This window comes from Synechococcus sp. GFB01 (assembly GCF_001039265.1).
GTDB lineage: Bacteria > Cyanobacteriota > Cyanobacteriia > PCC-6307 > Cyanobiaceae > NIES-981.
The window spans coordinates 1-10,595 of sequence record NZ_LFEK01000062.1 but is presented as its reverse complement, the minus strand read 5'-3'; the positions used below and the strand labels follow the sequence as shown (position 1 = coordinate 10,595).

12 protein-coding genes and 2 pseudogenes are annotated in these 10,595 nt (G+C 70.7%); 7 read left to right on the top strand and 7 right to left on the bottom strand.

The genetic code is table 11. The features are described from left to right. Together SYNGFB01_RS08340 and SYNGFB01_RS08335 are read right to left on the bottom strand one after the other, a co-directional pair. The coding region (locus SYNGFB01_RS08340; protein ID WP_082325944.1) for a response regulator transcription factor at window positions 1-560 on the bottom strand (560 nt) is incomplete at its 3' end. Window positions 561-580: 20 nt separating this feature from the next. Next, window positions 581-1,096, bottom strand: a complete 516-nt coding sequence (locus tag SYNGFB01_RS08335) for a hypothetical protein (RefSeq protein WP_048017678.1) — start codon at window positions 1,094-1,096, stop codon at window positions 581-583. Between the two features lie 20 nt (window positions 1,097-1,116). Here SYNGFB01_RS08335 and SYNGFB01_RS08330 point away from each other — a divergent pair. Further along, a pseudogene (locus SYNGFB01_RS08330) lies at window positions 1,117-2,266 on the top strand (cysteine desulfurase family protein). A gap of 85 nt (window positions 2,267-2,351) precedes the next feature. After that, on the top strand, window positions 2,352-3,119 hold the full coding sequence (locus SYNGFB01_RS08325) for a hypothetical protein (protein ID WP_048017677.1): 768 nt from the start codon (window positions 2,352-2,354) through the stop codon (window positions 3,117-3,119). Here SYNGFB01_RS08325 and SYNGFB01_RS15435 read toward each other — a convergent pair. After that, complete coding sequence (locus tag SYNGFB01_RS15435) at window positions 3,112-3,441, bottom strand: DUF456 family protein (protein WP_235300058.1); 330 nt, start codon at window positions 3,439-3,441, stop codon at window positions 3,112-3,114. The genes SYNGFB01_RS08325 and SYNGFB01_RS15435 overlap by 8 nt on opposite strands. A gap of 293 nt (window positions 3,442-3,734) precedes the next feature. Here SYNGFB01_RS15435 and SYNGFB01_RS08315 point away from each other — a divergent pair, with 293 nt between their 5' ends. Next, on the top strand, window positions 3,735-4,526 hold the full coding sequence (locus SYNGFB01_RS08315) for a hypothetical protein (RefSeq protein WP_082325943.1): 792 nt from the start codon (window positions 3,735-3,737) through the stop codon (window positions 4,524-4,526). Window positions 4,527-4,535: 9 nt separating this feature from the next. Here the strand turns inward: SYNGFB01_RS08315 and rsmH are convergent, their stop codons facing one another. Then, window positions 4,536-5,441 (bottom strand): 16S rRNA (cytosine(1402)-N(4))-methyltransferase RsmH, encoded by a 906-nt coding sequence (gene rsmH / locus SYNGFB01_RS08310; RefSeq protein ID WP_048017676.1) that lies wholly within the window; start codon window positions 5,439-5,441, stop codon window positions 4,536-4,538. 131 nt (window positions 5,442-5,572) lie between these two features. On the opposite strand from rsmH, the gene SYNGFB01_RS08305 reads away from it, so the two are divergent. The 4 genes and pseudogenes from SYNGFB01_RS08305 (at window position 5,573) to SYNGFB01_RS08295 (ending at window position 8,237) form a co-directional block, all read left to right on the top strand. Continuing rightward, complete coding sequence (locus tag SYNGFB01_RS08305; RefSeq protein ID WP_048017675.1) at window positions 5,573-6,757, top strand: NAD(P)H-quinone oxidoreductase subunit H; 1,185 nt, start codon at window positions 5,573-5,575, stop codon at window positions 6,755-6,757. After that, window positions 6,750-7,001 (top strand): annotated as a pseudogene (locus tag SYNGFB01_RS16385) (DUF2752 domain-containing protein); the annotation flags it as partial. The gene SYNGFB01_RS08305 and the pseudogene SYNGFB01_RS16385, both read left to right, overlap by 8 nt. Window positions 7,002-7,043: 42 nt before the next feature. Beyond that, window positions 7,044-7,172, top strand: coding sequence for a hypothetical protein (locus SYNGFB01_RS16380; protein ID WP_369795525.1), 129 nt, complete (start codon window positions 7,044-7,046; stop codon window positions 7,170-7,172). A gap of 591 nt (window positions 7,173-7,763) precedes the next feature. Further along, window positions 7,764-8,237 (top strand): thioesterase family protein, encoded by a 474-nt coding sequence (locus tag SYNGFB01_RS08295; protein ID WP_048017673.1) that lies wholly within the window; start codon window positions 7,764-7,766, stop codon window positions 8,235-8,237. A 191-nt stretch (window positions 8,238-8,428) separates the two neighbouring features. On the opposite strand, the gene SYNGFB01_RS08285 is transcribed toward SYNGFB01_RS08295, so the two are convergent. The 3 genes from SYNGFB01_RS08285 to SYNGFB01_RS08275 form a co-directional block, all read right to left on the bottom strand. After that, a complete protein-coding gene (locus SYNGFB01_RS08285; protein ID WP_048017671.1) occupies window positions 8,429-8,707 on the bottom strand; it encodes a TM2 domain-containing protein in 279 nt (92 codons plus the stop codon). Then, a complete protein-coding gene (locus SYNGFB01_RS08280; protein ID WP_152669592.1) occupies window positions 8,685-9,941 on the bottom strand; it encodes an AMP-binding protein in 1,257 nt (418 codons plus the stop codon). Before SYNGFB01_RS08280 ends, SYNGFB01_RS08285 begins: the two co-directional genes overlap by 23 nt. An 8-nt stretch (window positions 9,942-9,949) precedes the next feature. Next, window positions 9,950-10,595, bottom strand: a 646-nt coding sequence (locus SYNGFB01_RS08275) for an enolase C-terminal domain-like protein (protein WP_048017669.1), incomplete at its 5' end; no start/stop codon positions are given.

The window sequence follows — 10,595 nt, the reverse complement described above, 5'->3', positions numbered from 1 at the left end:
GTGGCCAGCAGCGAGCGGATCTCGGTGATCTGGCGCGACAGCTGGCCGATGTCCGCGTCGGCGAAGCGGGCCGCCTCGGCCAGCAGGCGTTGCTGGCGATTGACCACGTTGCGCACCCGGGCCACCAGTTCGTCGGGGTCGAACGGCTTGGGGATGTAGTCGTCGCAGCCGGCCTGGAAACCGGCGATCCGGTCGGCGGTCATCCCCTTGGCGGTGAGGAAGATCACCGGCGTGCCGCCCAGCCGCTCGTCGTCGCGCAGCCGGCGCAGCAACCCGTAACCGTCGAGGCGGGGCATCATCACGTCGCTGATCACCAGATCGGGGAGCAGCTCCTGGGCCTTCGCAAAGCCCTCCTCGCCGTCGTTGGCGGTGGTCACCGCAAAGCCCTCATCCTCGAGGTAGGCCGTGAGCGCGGAGCGAAGGCCGGGCTCGTCGTCGACCACCAGCAGCCGCACCGGGGGGATGTCGTGGGCGGCTTCGGCGGGCACGGCCTCGCCGGCCGGTGAAACCGGAGAGGCGGCGCCCTCGTGATCGGCGGCGGAACTGGGATCAACAGTCATGAGAGTCAGTCTGCTCAGGGTCAGCGGGGCCGTCCAGGCAGGATCTGCTCGGATTCCCGTAGCTGGCCGCTGTAGCCCAGCTGGCGGGCCAGGGCCTCCAGGCCGGCCGGATCCTTGCCGGCCTGTTCGGGGAAGCAGGTGGCCCACCAGATCTGGTGATCGAGGCGATTGCCGGCGGTGATCGGCCCACCGGGGTTGAGCTCGCGCAGGAAGAAGCGGCTGCCGTCGCTGCTCACCCGCATCGGCGCCGTGGGGGTGCAGCGGATCGTGTCGACCCGCACCGTCACGTTGTTGAGCTGCTCCTCCCACACCTTCACCCGCCGCAGGCCCGGTGTGGTGGGGTCCACCTCCACGCCGTACACGCCGATGGCCGTGGGCCCCTGGTGGCTGAGCCGCTCCTGAAGGATCACCAGGCCGGCTGGCCGGTTGGCGGAAGGCTTCTGGCCGCCGTCCTCGGCACGGCCGGGGGTGGGGCTCAGCAGTGCCAGCACGGCCAGCACGGCGACGGCCCCGGGCCTGCAGGGTGTTGGCAGCATGGCGTCAGGCACGACGATCCATGCTCGCCTACCTCGACCACCAGGCCAGCACCCCCTGTGACCCTGCGGTGCTTGCAGCCATGGCGCCCTGGTGGAGCGAGCATCCCGCCAATCCGTCCAGCCGCGGCCACCGGCCCGGCCTGGAGGCGGCCGCCGCGTTGGAACGCAGCCGCGGCCAGGTGGCGGCGGCCCTGGGGCTCCGCCCGGGTGGGTGGTGTTCACCAGTGGCGCCACCGAGGCCAACAACCTGGCCCTGAAGGGCGTGGCGGAAGCGGCGCTGGTGCAGGGAGACCGAAGCGCGGTGGCGGGGCGGCGGCGGCTGCTCAGCCTGGTGAGCGAGCACCGGGCGGTGCTGGATCCACTGCGCTATCTGGAGCGGCATGGCTTTCCGCTGACGCTGCTGCCGGTGGGCAGCGACGGCCTGCTCGATCCGCAGCGGCTGGCGGAGGCCCTGGGCGACGACGTGCTGCTGGTGAGCGTGATGGCCGCCAACAACGAGATCGGCGTGCTGCAGCCCCTGGAGGCGGTGGCGGGGCTGTGCCGGCGCCACGGCGCCCTGCTGCATGTGGACGCCGCCCAGGCCGCCGGCCACATCCCGCTGGCGATGGCTGAGCTGGGCGCCGACCTGCTCAGCCTCAGCGGTCACAAGTGCTTCGGGCCGGCGGGGGTGGGGGCGCTGCTGGTGCGCGAGGGGGTGCCGCTGGCGCCGCAACTGCACGGCGGCGGTCAGGAGGGCGGCCGCCGGGCCGGCAGCGTGCCGGTGCCCCTGGTGGTGGGCCTGGGGGCGGCCCTGAACCTGGCGATCACCGACCTGGAGCAGCGGGCGGCGCGGCTGGGGGCCTGCGCGACCGGCTCTGGGCTGGTCTGGAGGCGATCGGCGGCATTCAGCGCAACGGCGCCGCCAGCCCGCGCCTGGCCCACAACCTCAACGTGACCGTGGCTGGCGTGGATGGGGCCGCCCTGCACCGGCTGCTCCGCCGCCAGCTGGCCGTGAGCAGCGGCTCGGCCTGCAGCGAGGGAGCCCCCTCCCATGTGCTGGAAGCCCTGGGCCGCAGCCGCGCCGAAGCGGCCGCGTCGATCCGCTTCGGGCTGGGGCGCGACACCACCCAGGCGGAGATCGACCTGGCGATCGCCGCGGTGGCCGCGGCGGTGTGCAGCCTGCGGGGCTGAACCGGGCCTCCGGACACACTGCGTTACCGGGCACTGGCGAGGCTCGCAGCCGTCGTTAGCGTCCCGTTCAGTGCGTGTTCGTCTGATGGCCCTCACCCCCACCGGCTCCGGTCGCCTGCAGGTGCTCCAGGCCGTGGAGGATGGCTGGGCTGCCTTCTGCCGAGCCCCCTGGGCCTTTCTCCTGTTCGAGGTGCTGGCGGGGGCGATCCTGCTGCCCTTTCTCGCGCTCGTGGGCCTGGGTGCCGGCCGCCTCGGCGAGGTGCCGGAACTGCTCGGGGTGCACCCCACCGGCGCCTGGCTGGCCCTGATCGTGGGGCTGATCGGCTATGTGATCGTGCTGCTCTGGGCCCTGGTGGGCCTCACCCGCGCCGCCTGGCTGGCCCTGGGGGGCCATAAGCCTGCTTTCGCCGACTTCGTCCGCTGGGATCCCGCCGCCGCTCTGCGCCTGCTGGGCTCGGCCCTGCTGCTGGCGATCGTGGTGGCGGTGGTGGGAGCCGCCGCCTCCCTGCTGGGTCTGGGTCTGGGCCGGATCAATCAGGCCCTGGGGGCGATCCCGGTGCTCCTGGTGGGGATCTTCTACCTCTGGCTGGCGATCACCCAGAAGTTCCTGGTGCAGGTGTCTCTGCTGGGCAGCGAGCAGCCGCTCGACACCCTGCGCTCCGGCTTCAGCGTGGTGAATCCCAGCTGGGGGATGGTGCTGTGGCTGGCGGTCGTGGAAGCGGTGCTCCAGATGATCGCCGCCCTGTTCAGCTACGGCGGGCTCCTGGTGGTGTGGCCGGTGCTGATCTGCATCTCCACCGCCGCCTACCGCCAGCTGTTCGGCGCCGACGACCGCACCGGGCTGCTCAGCTGAGCAGCCGGCTGAGCAGCACGAAGCCGATCACGCCGATCAGCGCCAGAACCGCCTGGGCCAGGCGGCTCACCAGCATGCCGGCCACCACCGCCAGTCCCACCACGAGCGAGCGCTGCAGCCGCCGCAACCCGAAGGACCCCAGGGAGCTGGGGGCGCTGAGCAGTTCACCCAGACCGGCGCCGAGCAGCGGCCCGACCAGGGCACCCAGCAGCGGCCCGCCGAAGGGCAAAGCCGGCAGCAGACCCAGCAGCCCCACCAGCAGGCCGATGCCGGCGCCCACGTAGGCCCAGCGGGTGGCCTGCAGGCGGGCGGCCCGAGCCACAGCCCCAGGGCCTCGGCACCCCAGCCCAGAAACAGCAGCACACCCGCCAGCAGCAGCACCGGCCAGCCGGCGCTCCAGCCGATCGCCCACACCCACAGCGCCGCCCCGAGCGGCAGCAGCACCAGGCCGGGCAGCACCGGCAGCAGGGTGCCGGGGATGGCCGCCAGCTGGATCAGCAGCGCCGCCCACCAGAGCGTGTCGGCTGCGTTCATGGCCCCACCGGAGGCCCGGAGGCCGCTGGTGGCAGAGCAACGGTCATCGTCAGAACGCAACGATCGCGTGGACATTCCAGTGTGGATGCCTACGGTCCGGGCGACGACGCCCAGCCGTTGCATCCCATGAATGAATCCCCCTCCCCATCCAGGCTCGATGTGATGCAGGCTCTGGAGGACGGCTGGCAGGCCTTCCGACGGGCGCCCTGGGCCTTCGTGCTGTTCATCCTGCTGGTGGCCGCACTCTGCGGGCTGTTCAATGGAATCGCCCGCACCGGCATGACCGAGGCGGGCGAGGTGCGTGGCGCTGTGGGCGGCATCGCGGTGCTGGTGGGCGGCATCGGCAGCACCGTCGTCAGCCTCTGGGGGATGACCGGCATGGTGCGGGGAGCCTGGCTGGCCCTGGATGGGCAGCGTCCGGCCTTCGCCGAGTTCAGCCGCTGGGACGGCCGCGCCGCCGGCCGGCTGTTCCTGCGCCAGCTGACGCTGGCGGTGGTGCTGCTGCTGATCATCGTGCTGGCCGTGGTGGTGGGGCTGGGTCTGACCCGCCTCAACGAGGCTCTGCTCTGGGTCCCCGCCGCAGTGGCGCTGCTGCTGCTGGCTTACCTCACCGTGAACCAGACATTCCTGCCCTATGTGGCCCTGCTGGAGGGGCCAGGCCCAATGGCGACCATCCAGCGCGGCCGCGAGATGGTGGACCCCGCCTGGGGGCAGGTGCTGCTGCTTCTGCTGCTCGAAGCGGTGCTGGTGATGGCGGGCATGCTGCTCTGCTTCGTGGGGCTGCTGGTGGCGGCACCGGTGGTGGCCTGCACCTCCACAGCCGCCTATCGGCAGCTGTTCGGCCGCGAGGACCGCACCGGCCTGCTCGGCTGACCGGGGCCCTCAGCGCCGCCGCGCGATGCGCAACCTGGCGCTGCGGCTGCGGGGGTTGATGGCGGCCTCGGTCTCATCGGCCACCAGCGGACGACGGGTGATCCGCTCCAGCCGCTCGTCGGCCAGGAAGGCGGTCTTCACGCGGCGATCCTCCAGGGAATGGAAGCTGATGATCGCCAGCAGTCCTCCCGGCACCAGCCAGTCGGGAGCCGCTGCCAGGAGGCGATCGAGGGCGCCGAGCTCGTCGTTGACGGCGATCCGCAGGGCCTGGAAGCTCCGGGTGGCGGGATGAATCCGCCCCCGGCGGGCCGCCGGCGGGTAACAGCCGGCCACCAGATAGGCCAGCTCGGCCGTGCCTCGTGGGCGAGCTGGATCACCCCAGGGCCCCTGCTCCTTGATCCGGCGGGCGATGCGGCGTGAGAGCCGCTCCTCGCCATAGCCATAGATCAGATCGGCCAGCTCCCCCTCCTGGAGCCGATCGATCAACGCGCCCGCGGTCTCCCCGTCCGTGGGATTCATGCGCATGTCGAGCGGGCCGTCGAGCCGGAAGCTGAAGCCCCGCTCGGCCACATCCAGCTGCGGGCTGCTCACGCCCAGATCGGCCAGCACGGCCAGAATGGGCTCGGCCGGGGCGTAGTCGGCGAAGTTGGCGGCCACGATCAGGGCGCGATCGCCGAACGGGGCGAGCTGCTCGGCGGCGGCGACCCGGGCGCTCGGATCCTGATCCAGCCCCACCACGCGCAGGCCGGGATGGGCCTGCAGCAGCAGAGCGCTGTGACCGCCGCCGCCGAGAGTGCAGTCGAGCAGCACACCCCCCTGGGGGCGCTCCGCCAGCAGCCCGGCCAGCGGCGCCAGACCCGAGAGCACCGCCTCGGCCAGCACCGGCACATGGTCGAAGGTGGACGGGGATGGCATGCAGCCATCCTGCTGAACCGGAGCCGTCGCTTCGGCAAGGGGCGCCACCGGGCCGCGCTCAACTTCGCCGCCAGTGACGTTCTGAGGGCCCTTCCTTCCTAAGATCCCGCCACGTTGCCGCCCAGGGGCCCATGACCCAGCTCGAGACCCGGACCGAGCCGATGGTGGTCAACTTCGGCCCCCATCACCCTTCGATGCACGGGGTGCTGCGGCTGGTGGTGACCCTCGACGGCGAGGACGTGGTGGACTGCGAGCCGGTGATCGGCTACCTCCACCGCGGCATGGAGAAGATCGCCGAGAACCGCACGAACGTGATGTTCGTGCCCTATGTGAGCCGCATGGACTATGCGGCCGGGATGTTCTACGAGGCGATCGTGGTCAACGCGCCCGAGCGTCTGGCCGATGTGCCGGTGCCGAAGCGTGCCAGCTACATCCGCGTGCTGATGCTGGAGCTCAACCGCATCGCCAACCACCTGCTCTGGCTGGGCCCCTTCCTGGCCGACGTGGGCGCCCAGACGCCGTTCTTCTACATCTTCCGCGAGCGGGAGATGATCTACGACCTCTGGGAAGCGGCCACCGGTCAGCGCCTGATCAACAACAACTACTTCCGCATCGGGGGTGTCGCAGCCGATCTGCCCTACGGCTGGCTGGAGAAGTGCCTCGATTTCTGCGACTGGTTCGGCCCCAAGATCGATGAATACGAGAAGCTGATCACCAACAACCCGATCTTCCGCAAGCGGATCGAAGGGCTGGGCACGATCAGCCGCGAGCAGGCGATCAACTGGAGCCTCTCGGGGCCGATGCTGCGCGCCTCCGGAGTGCCCTGGGATCTGCGCAAGGTGGATCACTACGAGTGCTACGACGACTTCGACTGGGATGTGGCCTGGACCCAGGAGGGCGACTGCTTCGCCCGCTATCGGGTCCGCATCCAGGAGATGCGCGAGTCGCTGAAGATCCTGCGCCAGGCCTGCCAGATGATCCCCGGCGGCCCNACCGAGAACCTGGAAGCCCGCCGCCTGGCCGAGGGCAAGGGCAGCGAGTTCGCCGGCTTCGACTATCAATACGTGGCCAAGAAGGTGGCACCCACCTTCAAGATCCCAGAGGGCGAGCTCTATACCCGCCTTGAATCGGGCAAGGGCGAGATCGGCGTGTTCATCCAGGGCAACAACGACGTGACGCCCTGGCGCTTCAAGATCCGCGCCGCCGACCAGAACAACCTGCAGATCCTGCCCCACATCCTCAGGGGCAACAAGGTGGCCGACATCATGGCGATCCTCGGCTCGATCGACGTGATCATGGGCTCGGTGGATCGCTGAGGCTCTGAACCGGTTCCTGCGCCGGCTGGAACATGCCGGTTGTCTCCTCCCAGCCGGCCTCACAGGCTCGCTGTGGCTCAAGGGAGTCCACCCGCTGCTGCCGGGCTGGCCCTGCCCATGGCGTGCCCTCACCGGGATCCCCTGTCCCACCTGTTACCTGACTCGGGCCACGGCCGCAGCNNTGCGGGNNGATCTGAGCGGATCTCTGGCGCTGCACGCCTTCGGTCCGCTGACGGCCGGGGTGCTGCTGTGGTGGAGCATCACCGCGGTTCAGCAGCGCAGGCTGGTGCCCCGGAATCTGCCGGGCTGGCCCCTGGGCTGGAGCGCTGCCGGCCTTCTGGTCTACTGGCTGCTGAGGCTCTGGGTGAGCTTCGGGCTGGGGATGCGGGGTGTCGCCGCCTTCCCGGCCGGATGAGCAGGGAGCACCACCTGAGCAGCCCGGCACTCAGGAGATGAGTCCCTTGTGATAGGCGGCGTTCTGCAGGTCGAAGCAGCTCAACGGCACCGCCAGCAGCGCCCCGGGACCGTAGCTGCACAGCGAAACCACCCGCACGGNCGACCAGACCAGCAGCATCCGGATTCCCACGCAGCCGATGCCATGGGGCGAGCGATGCACCGCCTGGAAGGATGCAGAGCACAAGGCCAATGGTGGTGATCAGGCAGCACAGAAGTCCGGCAAGAAGNCATCGCCAGAATTGCCGCATCAAGGCTGCAATCGAAAAGGGAACCTGTGCCAGCTGTGCGAGGCCGGCGACAAGGGCAACGGCGCTGTCACTGGAACCAGCCATCCCCAGGGTGATCCTGCTGAGCGGAAGGGTGACCATCGAGCCAACCACCCCGATCAACACGCCGGTGATCCAGATCACCAGCATCGTGGCCAGATGCGCCACAACAGCCTCCCAGACCGTGTTGAGGCTGGGCTGTTCGCAAGCCTGACCGCGGCCATGGACGTGGCGCAGACTGGACGGCATGGTGGCGGGCGCCATTGGCCAGCACGACGACGGCGATGCATCCCAACGACTGGCTCCTGCTGTGCCGATCGGTGCGGTTCGGCGACACCGATGCGGCCGGTGTGATGCACTTCCCCCAGCTGCTGCGCTGGTGCCATGAGGCCTATGAGGAGAGCCTGGAGCGGTTCGGGGTGGCCGCCGCTGAGGTGTTCCCCGCCCCGGGGCGCAACCTGGAGGTGGCCCTGCCGATCGTCCACTGTGAAGCTGACTATCGCCGCCCACTGGTCTGCGGCGATCCGCTGACGATCCGACTGACGCCACGGCGGCTGGATCCCTGCTGCTTCGAAGTGGAGTTCGACTTCCAACTGGCAGGCCCCCCCGGCGCACCGATCGGAGATCGACTGGCAGCCCGGGCCCTCTCCCGTCACCTCGCCATCCGAGCCGACAGCCGCGAGCGCTGCAACCTGCCCGGGCCGATCAGCCGCTGGCTGGAGGCTTCAGGCCTGGGCCAGGGGATTCAGCCCCTCTGATCGTCCGGGCGCCAGGCCGCCCGAACGCGAACAGCAGCGCCGCGAGCTGCAGGGGCAGGAGTGCCGCCATCTGGGCCAGCGGATGGAAGCCATCCTGGAGCTCAGGCGCAAGCAACCGCGAGCTGAGCAGCGCCGCCAGGGCCACCACGCCCAGGGAACCCCGGCGCAGCAGCGGGGCGCCCCAGTCGGCATCAGAACCAGTCCTTCTCAGCATCGATGTAGAGAGCCTTGAATTCCTCGGGGGTCTTCGTGAGGTAAATGATCCCCTCGATCAGACCGATGATCTGCATCACGAGGGAGGCGACGCCGCAGGTCACCACGCCGCCCGCCAGTGACACCACCAGCATGATCACCGCCGGTTTGGTGTAGCCCAGAACGAACTTGTGAACACCGAAGGCCCCCAGGAAGATGCCGGTGAGACCTGCGGCCAGCTTCTTGTTGCTGACTTCAGCATCGCTGAGGGTCGTCATGGGATTGCGGGGACTGGCCAGCTTCTAGCGACGCCAGCCACCGCTGCCAATGCCGTCGCCGCCATTTGCCATGGGATCCTGGCGCCAGCTCCGGGCAGAGCCGCCAGCGCCGCGGCCGTTCGGCGGCGGGCAAAGCTCGGCAGAGCCGGCTGAGCTCTTCCAGCAACGCCCCGGCCTCTCCGAGGGCCTGGGCTGACGGTCGCACCAGCGCCACCAGACGCTGGCCCCACTCCGGATCGCGTTCCGGCAGCAGCAGGATGGCCTGCAACGGCAGGCCTTCCGCTGCCGCTGCCGCCATCAGCCGCTGCTCCACCTGCTCGGGAAACACGGTTTCACCACCGCTGTGGATGGCTCCATCGAGCCGTCCGAGCACGGTGAGGCCAGAAGCGTCCAGCCGGCCGGCATCGCCACTGGGCCACCAGCCCTGACCGCTGATCGGCAGCGGCCGCAGCGTGCCAGCCTCCAGACAGCCCGGGCTGAGCCGCGCGGTGCGCACGGCGATGGCACCGATCGGGGGCTGCAGCTGCAGCTCCACATCGGCCATCGGTTCGCCGCAGCCACCGATGCCGGCCAGGAAGCGATCCGGCTTCAGCGCACAGACCATGGCAGCCGTTTCGGTGGCGCCGTAGCAGGGGGCCAGCCGCAGACTGGCGGCGCGGGCACCGGCAGCGACCACCTGCGGCAACGGTGCCCCGCCCACCCAGATCAGCGTGAGACGTTGCAGCCAGGCCAGGCCTTCGGCCACGGCCAACAGCCGCTGCAGCTGGGTGGGCACGAGGGAGAGCAGGGTCGGCCGATCGGACGGCAACGGCACCGCTGCGGCCAGGCCGACCGGGTCGCGCAGCAGGGCCGGCTGGATCGGGAGGTGGATGCAGCCCCAGTGGCGCGATCGCACCAGCGGCAGCAGTCCGCTCACGTGATGGAGCGCCAACGGATTGAGATGCAGACAGGCGGCGGGATCGATCCCCTGGCCCGCAAGCCAGCGGCCCGTGGCCAGGGCCGAAGCCTCCAGGTGGCTGAGCGGCTGCAGGCACCAGCGCCGCCGGCCACTACTGCCGCCGCTCCCCACCACCACACCCGGCCCGAAGCGCCGGCGCAGCGGCTCCAGCACCGGCGCCGTTTCCGGGCAGCCCGTGCAGGCCAGGGCTGCGGCCAGATCGGCCTGCTCCTCAGCGGCGGCCAGGGGCACGATCCGCCCGTCGGCCCAGGCCTGCTGGAGCTGCTCAGCTGTCATGGGCCGGCTCATCCGGCTGCCTCCCACACCTGCTCGGGATCCCCGCTGGCCAACTCTCCGGTGGGCTGCCATGCCGGCGCCAGACCCGGTGCCGCCGGTGTGGGGCCCTCCGCCTGCAGCGCGGCCAAATGCCCCAGCCAGCGGCCGCCGATGCCGGTTTCGAAAGCGGTGCTGAGCACCAGCCTCGGCTGGCCAGCCTCCAGGGCCGCCAACAGTGGCCGCGGATCGCCCTCCTGGCTGGGGCGCCGCACCAGCCAGCCCGGCCAGCACCCAGCCAGGCGCCGATCCCACTGCAGTGATTCGTCGAGAGCCACCGGCAGACGGGCCCCCAGCTTCGCCAGGCCGGCCTGATCGCCGGGGGGAAGAGGCTGCTCCAGCCACTCCAGGCGCGGCTCGGCGGCCAGGCGCTCGGCCCAGCGCCAGGCCGTGGGCCGGTCCCAGCCGCCATTGGCATCGAGCCGCAGCCGGGCCTCCGCCGGCAGGAGCTGCAGCAGCCGCTCGAGCAGCGAGCGCTCCTCCTTGTCCGGGACAACCGCCACCTTCCACTTCACGGTGAGGGGCGCGGTCGAACCCGGCTCCGATCCCGGCCCGCACTCGACCAGCAGTGCCGCCAGCCTCTCCAGGGCGGCCGGCCCCGCCGGCAGCAGCCGCGCC